The organism is Oceanobacillus sp. FSL W8-0428 (assembly GCF_038004405.1).
Taxonomy (GTDB): domain Bacteria; phylum Bacillota; class Bacilli; order Bacillales; family Amphibacillaceae; genus Oceanobacillus; species Oceanobacillus sojae.
The window spans coordinates 555,480-572,292 of record NZ_JBBORB010000001.1 but is presented as its reverse complement, the minus strand read 5'-3'; the positions used below and the strand labels follow the sequence as shown (position 1 = coordinate 572,292).

9 protein-coding genes and 1 pseudogene are annotated in these 16,813 nt (G+C 30.2%); 8 read left to right on the top strand and 2 right to left on the bottom strand.

Annotation, left to right across the window (positions count from 1 at the left end):
• The first annotated feature begins 193 nt into the window (after positions 1–193).
• From MKY30_RS02510 to tagH, 7 genes and pseudogenes are all read left to right on the top strand, one after another.
• On the top strand, positions 194–2,857 hold the full coding sequence (locus MKY30_RS02510; protein ID WP_341082718.1) for a CDP-glycerol glycerophosphotransferase family protein: 2,664 nt from the start codon (positions 194–196) through the stop codon (positions 2,855–2,857).
• A 633-nt stretch (positions 2,858–3,490) separates the two neighbouring features.
• Positions 3,491–3,848, top strand: a pseudogene (locus MKY30_RS24080) (CDP-glycerol glycerophosphotransferase family protein).
• 1,121 nt (positions 3,849–4,969) lie between these two features.
• Entirely contained in the window at positions 4,970–7,894 is a 2,925-nt protein-coding gene (locus tag MKY30_RS02505) for a CDP-glycerol glycerophosphotransferase family protein (protein WP_341082717.1), read from the top strand.
• A gap of 317 nt (positions 7,895–8,211) precedes the next feature.
• Positions 8,212–9,171, top strand: a complete 960-nt coding sequence (locus MKY30_RS02500) for an accessory Sec system protein Asp2 (RefSeq protein WP_341082716.1) — start codon at positions 8,212–8,214, stop codon at positions 9,169–9,171.
• A 118-nt stretch (positions 9,172–9,289) separates the two neighbouring features.
• Positions 9,290–10,264, top strand: a complete 975-nt coding sequence (locus tag MKY30_RS02495) for a DUF6270 domain-containing protein (RefSeq protein WP_341082715.1) — start codon at positions 9,290–9,292, stop codon at positions 10,262–10,264.
• Between the two features lie 893 nt (positions 10,265–11,157).
• Positions 11,158–11,979 carry an ABC transporter permease gene (locus tag MKY30_RS02490; protein ID WP_341082713.1) on the top strand — a complete coding sequence of 274 codons (822 nt, stop codon included), beginning with the start codon at positions 11,158–11,160 and terminating at the stop codon, positions 11,977–11,979.
• A 17-nt stretch (positions 11,980–11,996) separates the two neighbouring features.
• Positions 11,997–12,830: a teichoic acids export ABC transporter ATP-binding subunit TagH gene (tagH, locus tag MKY30_RS02485; protein WP_341082710.1), complete on the top strand. Its 834-nt coding sequence runs from the start codon at positions 11,997–11,999 to the stop codon at positions 12,828–12,830.
• Between the two features lie 564 nt (positions 12,831–13,394).
• On the opposite strand, the gene MKY30_RS02480 is transcribed toward tagH, so the two are convergent.
• The gene (locus MKY30_RS02480) at positions 13,395–14,588 is read right to left on the bottom strand and encodes an ISL3 family transposase (protein ID WP_341082709.1); all 1,194 of its coding nucleotides are present in this window, start codon (positions 14,586–14,588) and stop codon (positions 13,395–13,397) included.
• 185 nt (positions 14,589–14,773) lie between these two features.
• Positions 14,774–15,493 (bottom strand): glycerophosphodiester phosphodiesterase, encoded by a 720-nt coding sequence (locus MKY30_RS02475; RefSeq protein WP_341082708.1) that lies wholly within the window; start codon positions 15,491–15,493, stop codon positions 14,774–14,776.
• A gap of 219 nt (positions 15,494–15,712) precedes the next feature.
• Between MKY30_RS02475 and MKY30_RS02470 the strand changes: the two genes are divergently transcribed.
• Positions 15,713–16,780, top strand: coding sequence for an MraY family glycosyltransferase (locus MKY30_RS02470; protein ID WP_341082707.1), 1,068 nt, complete (start codon positions 15,713–15,715; stop codon positions 16,778–16,780).
• Positions 16,781–16,813 lie beyond the last annotated feature (33 nt).

Here is a 16,813-nt window from a genome sequence, read left to right as displayed (position 1 = left end):
TGATAAAGTAGCTATGAGAATTATGTCTTCTATTGACTGGCTCTCAATAGTATAGCTTTAATAGAAATGAATCATTTTATTATAAGTATGTGGAAATACTTGCTAATCTGATATTTTTGGTTAAGATTATTATTTTCGTAAATGATTTATATCGAAGTATGTATTTAAGATTTTATTAGGGGCGTTGTTTAAAGTGTTAAGCACAAAGAAAGTTACTAAGAGAATTAAAAGTTATTTAATAAAAAAAACTACTGTCATTCAATCTAGAATTGATGAGGAAAACAACATAAAAGTTGAGATTGAGTTGAAAAATTTTCTGTCTTATTCAGGAATTGTAGCTAAGATCAATAATGGGACAGATATATTAGAGCTAGATTTCAAGCGCGAAAAAAATAAAATGATAGTTACAATTCCTTCCAATTATTTGTCTGATCATGGAAATAATGCTATTACATTGTCGAATGGGAAAAAAAGTTTTTGGTTAAAAGCAGAAAATATAGAAGATGAAGATCTTAACTACTTTATTGTAAATGATAAGCTGTATAAAATATCTGTTAATAAAAAGATATCCTTAAGGCGAATTCTTCCTAATATTAATTTTGCGAGCCAGAAGAAAACGATAAAAAATATTCAGGTTTCTTATAATAAATTAACTGCTGAATTTGTTGATGAGTGGACTAGTCAAAATAGTGAAGTGAGACTATATGCATTAAAGCAGGGAAGTATTAAACCTTTAGATATGATTTTAAACATTGAGAAATCTAATCTTGAGTTGTTAGACTTTAATGGTCTATCAAAGGGAGATTGGCGACTGGTCATCACGATAGACGAAATAGCCTACTTTTTGCAAACGGAGGATAAGGGAACAACTAATTTGTATACAACGAACCATCAAGGCACTTTATTTAATAAAGAGGAATATCTTTATTTATCGCTGGATAACTATTATTTAAACGTACAAGATGTAGAATTAGATGAGAATGCAGGTTTTGTCCAATTGGAAGTTTTCGCAGATATAGACCCAATTAAATATGAATATTCATTGTTAATTCAAGATACGAAATTGAATAGAGAAATTATGTATTCAGTTGATATATTATCAAACAATTTTAAAGTAGATATCTCATTTGTACATTTACTTGAGGGTTCTACTTTCAAACGATTTTTTCTTATATTTAAGGATCAAAATGGAAATATATTTAAATATCAATTTTTTATAGAGCTTTCAAGGATTTTCAAAAAAAGAAGTATGAAAGTAGAATATAATTCTCAAGAATATGTTTTGCGAATTTATCGTCGAAAAGATAAATCAATTGGGAGTATGATTGTGCGTAGACCTAAATTGAGGCGATTGATAACGACTTTGGAGGACTTTAAGTTTTCTGGTTTTATAGGGAATTTACATGTTTTTAATGATTGCTCTTTTTATTTAGCTGTAGAAGATCGTAATACATTCGATATGATTGAGTACGCATTAGACGAAGAGAATTTTGAAATTCAGATGAAAGCAGAGCAATTAATTGAGGTAAAAGGTAAAGAAAAAAGTATTTTAGACTTTTTTATTCTGGTTAAAGATTCTGAAGGAAAAATAATTCGTAAAGAGAAAATAAAATATGAAAAAGCAGATTATCGAAAAGACAATTATTATGAAGTTACTCAGGAGAAAGATCAAGACGGGAATATACATTACTTTCTGGTTACAACGACCCCTTTTGGAAATTTAAAAATAGAAACATTTATGATTCCTAAAGACGTAAATATGTTAAGCAATCATGCTGAAAAAGATGAGAATATTTGGTTGATAGGGGAGCGTTATAATACAGCTCAAGATAATGGAATTGCTTTATTTCACTGGTTAAGAAAGAATACAACTGTAGATGCTTATTATGTAATTGAAGAAGATGCAGAGGATTACCATGCTCTTGAAGATAAAGAACATATCCTTACTTTTGGAAGCAAATCGCATTTTGAAATTGCCAGCCGAGCAAAAGTCTTGTTAGGAACCCATGATTTAGAAAACTTATTACCATATAAGCCGGCAGAAGGCTTTTTTAGCTATGAAGACACGGTTAAAGTTTTTTTACAACACGGCGTTCTTGGGCGTAAACCGGTAGAGTATGACCGAAAAAATTATGAGCTGCCATTTGATTTATTTATTGTCAGCAGTGATCCGGAAAAGTACGATGTTGTAATGAATAAAATGGGGTACAAAGAAGAAGAAGTGGCAGTGACTGGGTTAGCCAGATTCGATAATTTGTCATCAGAAAATAAACCAAAAGATATTTTATTAATGCCTACGTGGAGAGACTGGATTCATACAGATGAGCAATTCCTTAAAAGTCAGTATTATAACTATTATCATAGCTTAATTACAAATTCTAAATTACAGAGAGTTTTAGAAAAATATAATGTCAATTTAAATTTTTACCCTCATTACAGAGCGCAGAATTTCTTTGCTAAAGATATTCAAGAAGAAAATAGCAGGGTGAATTTTATTCATTTAGGTTCTAAAACTGTTCAACAACTGCTGATTGATCATGCTCTACTCATCACGGACTATAGCAGTGTAAGCTTTGATTTCACGTTAATGAATAAACCAGTTATTTATTACCATTTTGATGTGAATCAATTTTTTAAAAGAGGAATTCTAAGGCCAGTGGAAGAAACTTTTTTAGGGAAAATAGCTAAAAATGAATCTGATATTGTTAATATGATTAAAGAAAGTGTAGAAAACAATTTTAAGAATTTTGATATAGAGTTAGATAATATTATTAAGCATCAAGATCATCATAATTGTGAAAGAATCTATCAAACTGTATTAGCTAAATTAAATACAGAAGATAAAAGTATTTTGTAATGAATAACTTGAAACAATTAATAATAGTCGGAACAAGAAGAGGAAGCTTGTACAAAAATTGTATTAATTGTTTCTTCAGTTCCTTCCAAATTACCCAAAGTTAATAAATTGATCATTTTTGAAAGCTTTCATGGTAAACAGTATAGTGGCAATCCATGGACCATCTATGAACATATCAAAGGTGCTTATCCAGAATGAAATCTTTATTGATCTGCAGAACGGCGGCATCTTAATATTTTTTAGAAAAAGAATTTGCTGAATGTAAAGGGATTATCTCTGAGATGAGTATTTTTATGGCACGTACAAAAACTGGATAATTAATGCAAGATTACCTTAGGTGTTAACAAGTCTAAAAAATAGTCTATTTACAGAAATGGTACGGCGAATATTAAAGGAAAATAGGCGTAGATATGCAGATGCCAAGGATAGATAAAGAGAAGATTACAAGTAGAGTTTCATTGATGAAGCAAGCAAATGGGATTATCTAGTTTCATCAAATCGGTATTCAATCAATATATTAAACAAGCTTTTCAATTTAAAAAGAGGTTCTGGAAACAGATTATCTCCAAAAATGACTATTTAATTCATAATAATAATAAGGAAGAATTTTCAAAAGTAAAATAGCGTTTTAAAATCTTAGTAGAAAAAGTTCTGTATGCACTAATGTGGCGAGATAACCAATTTTATGAAAATGACAAATATAAATTTAATATAGAATTGGATTTTCAGCGTCTTATAGAAGAGTTTGGAAATACGTATGTGATTTTTTGCTATGCATTATCTGGTAGCTGGAAATTTTAATTTTAATGGATATGAAAACTTTGTTAAGGATTTCTCTGAACGTGAGGATGTTCGTGAGCTTTATTTGGTTTCAGGTATGCTCATTTCCGACTACTTATTTTCGTTTTTGGTGTATGATTTAGAAGATTACAGATATAATTTGCTATGCTTTTACCTGATTTTGAAAATAAATTTCCAGGAACCTAGCTAGAATAACATAAGAAATTACTCAAGAAATCAAAGCTGTTGAGGAAAATTGATTTCAACGGAATCTAAAATCTAATAGGTTCTACCAAGAGCTTTGTTACCTTTGAAAATAAGAATAGGTTTGTATGGTAAAAAATAAGAATAATTTAGATATAACACATGTAAGTGACCGCCTCCCCCCTAAATTAATTATAATCTTCTTGGTGTAAAAGGTAGATAATACTGGAATTTATTATCAGAGATGTTTTTGAGTTCATGTCCAATAATTTATTTGTATTTCCGAAAATTTTAATTAATTATTTCAAGGTAATATCCAGATGATTTTTTTATTTTGTTGAAATCGATATGAATGTCAACCCAAATACTTAAGAGTTATTATAATTTTTATTTTTAATTTGTGAATCTATACTTGGTAAAAAGAGCTTCTTGACAATAGAATATATTTTCATGTAATCTAGATGAAGAATTCTTAGAATAAGTTTTTTAATACCTAGGGATTTAGGAGAAAAACACTTATATTCTAGTTTAAATGGTAATCATCAAGTTCTATTTTGTGGAACTTTAGTAATACAATAGTTTGAAGAATAAGCTATTTTCTATATGTAACTGAATAATTCTCTATATTTGATTTTAATAGTCTATAGCATTTTTATATTTATATGTTCTTTTTGTATATTATTAAGGTACAGTTTTTTAAACACTGTTCGGTTTACTAGGTGTATTGTTAACCTGCCTGCTTTTCTATTCATATTAAATTTGAATTTGTTTTATCTTCTAACTTGATTTACTAGTTATGTATTCTTTGAGTGCAGTAATTTTCTTTTTTGGCTGCACTTTGTTTTTTATTTTGTTCGGTTTTTAAAAGGAGATGGATTTAAAACATTATGTTTTGTGATAAATAATGTAGTAGCATTTATAAAAATATCTTTTTAGATGATACTAAATCTTCTGGAAAATAGATGTTAAATCTAAATTTAAAGGAGGATTTAACAAAATCTTTCTTTGTGGGAAAGTTGTGTTTTTTTATTTTATAAAAAATAAATTTTTGTTTTTTAGAATAACTGTTAATTGTGAGATGTGTTCAATTATATTTTAATTTAACTAAAAAATAATTCTGGAGGAAATATGGGTAAGTTAAGAAGATTATTTAGAGAAAATATATCATTGGAAAATAGAAGAAAACTTAAAAAAATATTTAGGTATAAAGGAAGCTCTGAAGATACATATAAAGGTAATAAACAATATACTCAAGGCTTTTTAGCAGGACAGAGAAAGGATATAATTGCCAATCAAATTTTGATAGAAAGTTTACATGGCAAGAATCTAGATGGCCATTTATTTGCATTAATAAAAGAACTAAATAAGTTTGAAGGTTACACAACTTATATTGTTGCAAAAAATATTGCTGAAGCTAAAGAATTGCTGAGTTCATACGAGCTGCAAAGAATTAGGATAGTAGAACACTTATCGTATGAATATGGTTTACTACTTTCAACTTCTAAAATTTTAATTAATGACAATACCTTCTACCCTTTCTTTTCAAAAAGAAAAGAGCAAAAGTATTACAACTTATGGCACGGTACTCCTTTAAAGACTTTAGGAAAGAATATTGAAGGAGAGTTCACTTCTTTTGGTAATGTAACTCGAAATTTTATGATGACAGATTCTGTTTACTTACCAAATGAATTTTCTGTTCATAATGTGTTAGGAAGTATTGAATTAGAAGGAGTTTTAAAATCCAACGTGTACATCTCGCCATCACCACGTAATTCATTGTTATTCAATAAAAAACGTGGGGAGCATATAAGGAAAGAGTTAGGATTAGGAGATAAAACGATTTATATTTATATGCCAACTTGGAGAGGGAAGAAAACAGATAAAGAGGTTGACTTTTCTGAAAAGGGAATATTATTAGAATTGGAACAGAATTTACCAGATAATGTTGTTGTTTTCTATAAACTACATTCTATGATTACAAGCAAATTAGACTTTACGGGCTTGAAAGTAAAACCTTACCCTGCATCCTATGAATTGTATGATTTTATGAGTATGGTAGATGGTTTGATTACAGATTACTCTTCAATTATGTATGATTTTGCTAGTCAAAATAAACCTGTCATTTTATTCACTTATGATTATGAAGGGTATATTAATAGTAGAGGATTAAATGAAAATATTGAGGATTATCCATTTGAAAAAGCTGACAATATGCAAGAACTTGTAGAGGTGTTGAGTGATTGTAAGAATGTCGATTATACACAATTCGCGAAAGAGTTTTGTCAGAAAGACTCTATTAATGGCACACGCGAAATACTAGCTCATATATTGGATGGCAAAACGACACCAACCATTGAAAAATTCGATTATTATAATGGAAAACCGAATGTTTATATGTTCATTGGACCGTTGTGGGATACGGGAATTACAGCAGCTTTAAAAAATCTATTGAAAAAAATTGATTTAGAGAAAAACAATTATATACTATGTTTTGAGAAAAATGTAATCAATGCAAGAGGTGAAAAGCTTTTAAAGCACCTACCGGACAATGTGAAATTTTATCCTATTGAAGGGATAAGAATATTGGATTCAAAAGAAAAAAGAATTCATCAAGAATATACTAAAGAAGGAAACTATACTAATTTCGGACAAAAATTAGTTGATATACAAGATAGAGAAATTTCGCGTGTGTTTGGAAATAATATACCAGACTACTACATTCATTACACAGGCTTTGAAGCAAAGTATGGTGAATACGTCGTATTCTTGAAAAAACATAATACTAAAACAATGATTTTTGTTCATACTGATATGTTTATGGACTATCAAAATAAAAAGAATTACAATAAAAATTTAATTGAAGATGCCTGGCTTAATGCAGATAAGTTAGTATTAGTTAATGAAAATTTACGTCAAGGGTTCGTTGAACGATTTCCTGATAAAATAAATAATATAACTGTTGCAAATAATTTTTTAGGTGTTGATCGAATAAATGAATTACTAAATGAATCTTTCTTGGATACCTTTTTAAATGTGAGGTTCCATTTTAGATTACTTGAAGAATCGAAAGAAAATGTATTTAAAGCACTTACGAAAAGTTTTATTGATAATTCAATAGTAAAAGATAGATATATCAAGCAATCAATTGAGGAATTTTCTAAAAATCCGATTGTTAAATATGCTGATACAGAAGATAAAAGAATCAGGATGATGAATAATCATAATTTGGTTTATAAGTTATATGAAAGTTACGTTAAAGAAATGTACGGAGAAGATATAGCAAGTGAGTTTAGAATATCAATACCAGACGAGCAAGAAGCAATTAAATTTATAATTGAATTGTTACGTGATGATATGAATATAGCCTATTTCCAAAGACTTTATAATAACATTCAGGAATATATTAATGCTTATTATTATTCGATTGATCAAATTACGGATGAACAACAAGAAGACTTGTCTGAAAAAGAATATGACCAATTAGCTTTTGACTTATTTAAATCTGATTATGGATTAAGAAAAATGGAACTTTTATCTGAATTAGAAGATCCTGAAATAAAAATATTCTTTAATATTGGACGGTTTGATCAGCAAAAAGGGCATGATAGATTAGTAAGAGCATTTGAACAAGTATATGAAGAAGATAAAAATACGAGGCTCTATATACTTGCTTCATATGGACCAATAAAAAATGAAACAATACACCAAGTTAAAAATAGTCCGGCAAAAGAAGCTATAACGATTTTAGACCGTATGGATAACCCATATTTATTACTAAGTAAGGTCGATGTTTTTGTAATGTCATCCTATTATGAAGGATTAGGATTGGTTGTATATGAAAGTATGTTGGTTGATATACCGGTAATTTCTGTTAATTTAGATACCACTGTACAATTTTTGGAAGAAACAGATTTAATATTAGTTGATAACTCTGAAGAAGGTTTAATCTCTGGAATGTCAAGATTTCTTTCTGGTGAGAGACCGACTACTAAATTTAATTTTAAGAGATATGAGAATGATCGTATTGAAGAATTTGAGCGCTTGTTTAAATAATATAGAAGATTCATTTCTCCTGTAAAAAAATAATATAGCCTTAATAGAAACTGGTTCTATTTTAAAGACAGTACTTATTAAGGTATTTAAAAGTTTCTGTTTTTTACTTTTTATATTAGTGTTGTTATCTGTTTCAAAATTATTGAGATAAATTTTGACTTATATTACCTTCTTTCAGAGAGTAATAAGCACCTTGAAAATTGTATACTATTTTCTTTTTTAGAGGAATTAAAAAATTGGGTAAACCTTGTATAAAAAATATATTGATGAAAGCATTAATAAGATATTGTTTATAATAGATGAAGGGAGAATGATTCGTGGATAAAATAACAAATTTGAATTTCTACCAAACGTTTGATACGATTACCTCAAAGAAAATTATTGTGAATACTTATTCGGATAAAAATCTTATCAAATTAGCTAGAAGAAATAAAGATGCATATAAACTTTATAAAAAATTGTTGGAAAACAACTATATGCTTTATTTTCATAAGGACGGAAAGTCACATCTATATAATAGGAAGTACATCTCTGAAATATGGAAGAGGAAAGATTTGTATCAACAGGGTGAGATATTTTACACCATAGATAAGCCAGAGGGACGTAAAAATAATGAATTATCTGACGATAAAAGATTATTAGTCATTTTCACGTGTATGCCAGCTAATGATAATTATGATAATCACTCATTGTCTGAAAGAATCTTTCCTAAATTTTTTGATGGAATAGAAAGAAATTTAGTGAAAAATGTTTATATTATGAGAATTACAGATTTAAATCTGTCACATGGTTCACATTACCAGAATACAGATAATTATCCCACGATGGAAAGAGATATTATTGACTCGATTAAAAACGTTCAAAACGAACTTGATATAACTGATGAAAAAACTGTTTTATATGGTGTTTCAAAAGGTGGAACAGGAGCCTTACACTATGGTTCAATGTTAGATTTAAAAAGTTTGTCAGTAGATCCAATTCTTAATCTTGAAGAATATAATCAAAAAGATGAGCACTTTTTAAAAGATCTTAGAAAGATTGATGTGACTGAAGATATAAATTCAAGTTTAGCAAGACAATCTAATAGAAAAAAGTATATAATAGGTTCGCAAAATGTTGAATTTAATTATAGTAAGATAGTAAAAATAACAGGATCTAATACAGTCATTATAAATAAAAAAGATAATCACATAAAAGAGCACCCTGATGTATCAAGAAATACTGTTCCAGAACAGCTAATGATACTAAATCATCTGTTGGGAGGTATACAATTATAAACTATCAATCTAGTGTGATTTACATAGTAATAAAATCTCTTCTTTAGAATGTTATACCGTATAACATTCTAATTAAAAAACTATTACTCTAATCACTTAAGTATGAAGGGGAATAGAAATGAAGAAAATTAGAATATCAACAATTGGTTCTTGTATAACGAGAGATAATTTTAACAGAAAGTTTAATCCAAATTATAATTTATTTTTTGATTTAGTTGCGCATCAGCATCAGAGCAGTTTGGTAAGTGTAATGTCACAGCCTCTGCAATATATTGAAGATGAATACATAAAGGATTTTTCACCTTTTCATCAGCAACATATTCGGTCGGAGTGCGATAAAAGTTTTTTAGAAGATATAAAGCAAAAACAACCCGAATACTTAATAATGGACTTTGATGCTGATGTTCATTGGGGTGTAATTGAAGTTTCTGATAATAGATATGTTACAAACAACCCCCGGTTTAAGAGAATAGAGTTTCTAAAAGATTATAAAAAGAAAATTAAAATAGAGTTCAATACCGATGAATTTTTTGCATTGTGGAAATCAAATATTGATGATTTTTTTATTTTCATGAATGAATATGTTCCAGATTGTAAAATAATTATTGTAAAAGCTAGGTTTTGTGATTATTTTGATAACGGGGATAGTTATAGCGAATGGAGAAAAAAACGTAATATACCAATAATGAATATTGATCAAATGAATGCGCTGTGGGATAAATTAGATAATTATGTTGTTGATCACTATCATGTATATATGATTGATATGACAGAGAAAACATACTATTTAAATCCTAAACATCCATGGGGGATGAACTATCTGCACTTCCACATGAATTTTTATAATGATTTTTTAAACAAGTTTCAGGAAATTATATTTTCTGATAAGCTGCAGGAAATTGATGATTTAAATAATACTGTTAAAAAGCAAAACACTGAAATAGAGGTTTTATCTGATAAAATAAAAGATCAGGAAAAACAAAAGGAGGAAATTGCTCCTTTGAAAGAAAGAGTAAATAACTTATTAGATGAGAATAATACGTTGAAATCTGAGAGTATTTTTACCATTGTAAAGAGAAAATTTAAAGCCTGAACTGATAGCTAATTTATTACAATATAACAATAAATATCTTTTTGTAGAAATAGCCATTCGTGAAAGAATGGCTTATTTATTGCTGAACTCAAATAATTTATCGCCGATCGCCAACGTGATTACCAATTATATGAAAAAGAACATAAGATTACTTATTTGGTAAAGTAAACAACAATTTGGGAATAAGAACACCTATAGTTAGCTTTATACGAATGTGTCTTCACAAAGAGCCTCTATTAGTAATGAAGTAAGCAGAACTTTACCCGGTTTGAAATTCTATGATGATCACTTTTCTGTGTGAAAATAAGTAAATATAATACTTATTACATATCCCCTTTTGCCTAATATTATTATAGAGGTGAAGTAGTAAACAGTTGTCATTTACTAATATATTTCATTGGATTCTATTTTAACTAATTTGGTCTTTCTCAAAAATTGTTTGAATGATCCTCTGCCTTGTAAATATAATACTAAATAACATGAAATTCTCTTTACCAAGATTTAAAATAAAAATTATATTTTAAAAACAGTGATATTTATCCAGGTAAATATACGTTTTATAGGAATGCTGATATAAAGCAATAGAGCAACAGATTTTAAATACTAATGCTACAGAGGGGCATTTAGAAACGTATATAAATAATCTACTTTATTAAAATTAGGAAGAAAATAAACAAAAAGAAAGATTGTCCGTTAGAAAATAGTGATAGTAATTTATTGTTGTAGAAGAAAAGCAAATCATAAAAGTCCTATAAGATCAAATTTATCTTGAGAATATGAAGGTATTCTTTGTAAATAATATTTCACTTCTCTTATGATTGTGTTTTAGATAGAGAACTTGTATAATTTAATAACGTGAATATAGGTTATTCTTTTAGTGAAAGGAAAAAATAATGAATTTTTTATGGACTGTTATTAAAGAACAAATTGACCATTTTTATCTTATTAGAAGATTATCGTTATATGAAATAAAAAATAAAAATAAAAATAATTATCTTGGAATGGCTTGGGAAATATTAAACCCAGCTATTCAAATTTTGATTTATTGGTTTGTCTTTGGACTACTGTTGTCTCGTGACGATATTACAATGGGAGGAGAAGCGGTTCCTTTTATTTCTTGGTTAATTGGCGGCTTTTTTGTGTGGACATTCTTTTTTCAAGCAACGATACAAGGATCGAAATCCATCTATTCACGTTTAAGAATGCTTTCAAAGATGAATTTTCCTATGAGTATCATACCAAGCTATACTATCTTTTCACAGTTTTACGCACATATAGTAATGGTAGGTATTTCAATTCTAATTTATCAGTTTATGGGTTTTTACATTAATATTTATTATTTACAGTTAATCTATTTTATGATTGCAACATTGATTTTTTTATTTGCAATTTCCTTAATTACATCAACTATTTCAACAATTGTTAGAGATTTTCATATGTTATTAAATTCAACTTTACGGATGTTTCTCTACTTATCTGGAGTATTATGGCCGTTAAGTAAGCTTGAAGATTTTCCTTGGCTCATGAATATTATGCAATTAAACCCATTATATTATTTAATAGAAGGTTATCGAGCTGCATTTTTTGGAACAGAATGGTACTTTATGACAAATGGATTGTTAACACTTTATTTTTGGCTTGTAGTCTTCTTACTGTTAATTATTGGGGCTGGTTTGCATATGCGATTTAGAAAGCATTTTATCGACTTTTTATAAAAAGGTATGTGTTGAAAATGGAAAAAGCAATAATAGTTAAAAACGTAACAAAAAAATATAAATTATATAATGGAAATAAAGAAAGGTTACTCGATTTAATTACACCTAAAAGCTACGGTAAAGACTTCTATGCACTTACAAATGTAAATTTTGAAGCAGAAAAGGGAGATATTGTAGGCTTTATTGGCATTAATGGATCTGGTAAATCGACATTGTCCAATATTATTGCAGGAATTTTACCTGAAACAAGCGGTTCTGTAACTTTGAATGGTGAGGCATCTATTATTGCTGTTTCTTCTGGATTAAAAGGAGATTTATCAGGTAGAGATAATATTGAAATGAAATTATTAATGCTCGGTTTTAATAAAAAGGAGATAAAAAAGCTTGAGCCGGAAATAATTGAATTTGCGGAATTAGAGAATTTTATCAATCAACCGGTTAAGTCTTATTCTAGTGGAATGAAATCTCGCTTAGGATTTGCTATTTCAGTAAATGTTGATCCTGACATATTAATTATTGATGAAGCTTTATCAGTTGGAGATAAAGCATTTGCAGAAAAAAGCTTAGAAAAAATGAGGGAGTTTAAAAAGCGGGGAAAGACAATGATTTTTGTCAGTCATTCGCTAGGTCAGATGAAAGAATTCTGTGAAAAAATTCTTTGGTTAGAATATGGAGTAGTTAAAGACTACGGTAAGACAGAAGAAGTCATACCGAAATATGAACAATTCTTGAAAAAATGGAAAAAAATGAATAATAAACAACGTAAGCAATACCGCAGTGAAAAAATTGCTGAGAATAGTAAGTCTTTACAAAGTAGAGCTTTTATTTATGGTCAGACACGAAATAAATAATATCCTAAGGTTTATAAATTTTTTTAGAAGTTGTAGATGTATATAAAACATTAACTTCCCAAAAATAATACTTGAATGAGTAATGTTGTATTCAAGTAGTTCAGACTTTGCCCCTTGTGTATCAGAATTTTGAAGTAGAAAAGTGCCTCTCAAATCTTATATAATGGCAGTTGGCTGAAACATCCCGAAAAGACTTGGAGGCACTTCTTTTAAGAAGTTATACTATAACAAATAATCTTTGGAATTCAAGAACTTATGATATGGAGTCTACATAAAAATATGAAGACATGATTTTAGCTGTTGATACAGATAGTATTTATTGTGAACTAAATAAGAAATCACGGATTAAAGCGTCTATTGAATTAATTTGAGCAGGGAAGGTTATTTATTCTTACTCAATATATTGATCGGATTCCAAAGAGCAAAGAAAAGCTACAAATATCTTAAAATGAAATTATCTAAACCTGCTTATCCGACTATGTCTTTCTTTTTTGTTTTTACTAAAAACCGTTCTATGGCAAATGTGGTGGTGGAATAATCAATCCCCACCTCTTTTTAATGAGCTTATTTTAATACAAGCTTTACCTCTTGTTGCCATAGAATTTTCTTTCTCATTCGCTCAAAATTTTTAATTCCATAAGATAGTCTCTTTAATACTTTAATGGTGTTATTTACTCCTTCTATGTAGCCATTATTATAAGGGTACATAAAAGATTGAAGGATCTCTTGACGCCATCTTTTAAATGTAGCCGTGACACGATGAAATCCATCTAATGTGGATGCTTTCAACTTTTTTAAGCATGCTTCTAATCCTGCAGCTACGCTATATTCGTCACTTTCCTTAAACCACATATCCAATGCATGCTTTAAATCATAGGCTTCCTTTAAGCGCGTATCTATTTCTAATAATTGTTGGATTTTCTTCTTCTGGTTATCAGAGCACGCTATCCATGATTTCCAAAGAAGCTTCTTGGAGCGTTTCATTCGAATCCGATCTTTCTTGGGCAGTCCTTTTTGAACTTCACGACGTACTTCATCAAAAGCCCAATAGACCTGTCGCATAAAGTGAAAACGATCTGCGATAATAAGAGGATTTCCCAACGCTTTTCGAATAGCTTGTTTAAAACTTCGGGATAAATCCATCACGACAATCTCTACCTTTCCTGTATCACAAGACTTCAGGTACTCCTCCATTGTTTCTACTTTTCGATCCGGCAAGATATCGATAATTCTTCGATTCTCCACATCTACTACATTCAATTGAAACCTTTTGCCATCCGCATCTCCTTTAAACTCATCAATCGCAATAACACGCGGCAATACCTTCCTAGATGTTAGCTCCTTCTGGTCAAACCATCGTAAAACGCGACTTTCCGTCATTCCAGTTACGAGCGCTGCCGTTCGAAAGGAACTTACCGCTGCATGCATCATCGCTGTCGTCTGAACGCTCGCCATACACCGTTGATACCGTTGAATCATTTGTAAACGTTCATAAAATGTGTGATGGCACGACGTACAAATATAACGTCTCTTCCGCAGGGAAATATGAATTTCTTTGGTCGTAAACGCTAGTCCTTGAACGCTTTGCCAGCGATAGCCATGCATCCGCTTGGTCCTCTCTCCGCAAAAAGGACACTTCTGCTTGCGCTGTTTCGTGAACAATTCCGCAATAAAATAATTTTCTTCTTCTCTGATATCCCACACATCCACATGCGTATCTTTAATTCCTAACAACTCTGTGATAAAATGATGGTGCACTCTTTTCCTCTCCCGTTCCTTTTGTCTCGACAACTCAAGGTTAACAGAGAGAGGAAACTGAGTGTATTTTTTTGTCTCCATTCCATCTGACGATGGAACGGAGGACACCACCACATTCAGTATAGACCCCTAAAAACTATAAAAGTGCTAAATAGCATTACAAATTCTTTCCTAACTGAAAGCTTTTACTTAGTTTGAAAGATCTCTGGCCGATTACTAAACACCCCATCAACCCCATAAGAAACAAGCTCTTCATAACACTTCCAATCATTCACCGTATAAGGAAAAACACTATATCCAGCATTTTTGCATGCTTGGACAAACGTTTGATCAACATAAACATGGTTTGGATGAACACTATAAATAGGTAGGCCACTATTCTTAACATATTTCCAAGTATCTAAAAGACGATATTGAAAAAGCATTCCTAAACGTAATGTTGGGTGAAGGTGAAAAATATTTTGCAGAGCAACATGATCGAATGAAGAAATGATTACATTATCCAGTCGATTATATGTTTCCAGACAATCTAACAGCTTTTTCTCGATTCCCGGATAAATAACAGGAATATTTTTTATTTCTACATTCAAAAGAACCTCGGCAGGTGTGATGGAAAGAACATCTTCAAGACATGTCAGGTGTACACCCTTATATTCCTCGCTAAAACCTGAACCAACATCAATCTGTTGAATTTCTTCCCAGGTAAGATCTTTGATAAGAGTAGTGCTCTTTTTATTAAATCGAGTTAATTTTGCATCATGACAAACAACTAATACATCATCCTTGGTTAATTGTACATCTAATTCCATTCCTTTTGGTCGATGAGATAATGCTTTTTCAAAAGCAAGCAATGTATTTTCAGGCGCTTCTGTTAAGGAACCCCTATGCGCAAAATTTAATACCAAAAAGAATACCTCCTCCGTCTTGAGTGAAATCATATATCTTATCTTTATGTTTTCTTCTTCGTGTTTATCATATCATAATGAAATGAGGAGACATAACAAACCAATTAATTTTGTTAACATTGTATTATTAAAATTTACATTTACTTAACATGAATCGACATGGGGATAGTATAGTTGTATAATATAAATACATAATAAGGGGAGATAGGGGTGTAGCAAATGGTGCAAATTGTTCTGTTGTCAATGGTCAGTTTAGTTGCTGGATTGATTGTGACACCGATTGTCATCAAGTATTCCAAAAAACTGCATATTACTGACAAACCGAATGCACGAAAAATTCACCAGGAGCCTATCCCAACCCTTGGCGGGATAGCGATTGCAATCAGTTTTATTGTAGGATTGGTTATCCTTCAGCCAGCAAGTGATTTTCATTTGTCCATACTTTGCGGGGCAGCAGTCATATTGCTCCTCGGAATTTTTGATGATATATATGATTTGTCGGCAAAATTTAAATTTGTGATTCAAGTATTGGTTGCCTGCATAGTAGTCTTTTGGGGAGGACTTGAAGTAGAATTTATTAACCTGCCGTTTGGCGGCGAATTAGAGTTTGGTTTATTTAGTGAACTGTTTACAATTCTTTGGATTGTTGGAATTACAAACGCAATTAACCTGATTGATGGATTGGATGGTCTTGCAGCAGGCGTCTCTAGTATTGCGTTGATTCCTATTACTGGGATGGCTATGATGATGGGAGACACGTATGTTACTACGATGGCTTTAATATTGTTATTTAGTGTACTAGGATTTTTAAAATATAACTTTTACCCGGCGAAGATTTTTATGGGAGATACAGGAGCGTTATTTCTTGGTTTTATGATTTCTGTCTTATCCTTGCTTGGTTTTAAGAATGTCACCGTTGTATCTTTTATTATTCCAATCTTTATCTTGGGTGTTCCTATATCAGATACGTTAATTGCGATGATACGGAGAAAATTAAATAATCGCCCGATGTCCAGTCCGGATAGTTCCCATCTCCATCATCGATTGATGCAGTTCGGTTTCTCACATAAGCAGACGGTGCTTTTTATTTACTTGTTGAGTGCATTATTCAGTGTTTCAGCTATACTGTTTACAATGACGACTTTATGGGGCTCCATACTAATTTTAGCTGTTATTCTGTTCGTTCTGTTGATATTGATTGATACATTAGAAATGATTAATAGCAAATTTAAGCCGTTAAGTACTTTTTTTAAACGGTCTTCACATTATAGATATTGGAAAAAATGACAAGAGCGTGTTAAAGAAAAAATTTATAAACAA

Excerpts from the sequence above, each read along its gene's own strand:
- MKY30_RS02495 (WP_341082715.1), top strand. The coding sequence starts at position 9,290 with ATGAAGAAAATTAGAATATCAACAATTGGTTCTTGTATAACGAGAGAT.
- MKY30_RS02505 (WP_341082717.1), top strand. The coding sequence starts at position 4,970 with ATGGGTAAGTTAAGAAGATTATTTAGAGAAAATATATCATTGGAAAAT.
- MKY30_RS02470 (WP_341082707.1), top strand. The coding sequence starts at position 15,713 with ATGGTGCAAATTGTTCTGTTGTCAATGGTCAGTTTAGTTGCTGGATTG.
- tagH (WP_341082710.1), top strand. The coding sequence starts at position 11,997 with ATGGAAAAAGCAATAATAGTTAAAAACGTAACAAAAAAATATAAATTA.
- MKY30_RS02490 (WP_341082713.1), top strand. The coding sequence starts at position 11,158 with ATGAATTTTTTATGGACTGTTATTAAAGAACAAATTGACCATTTTTAT.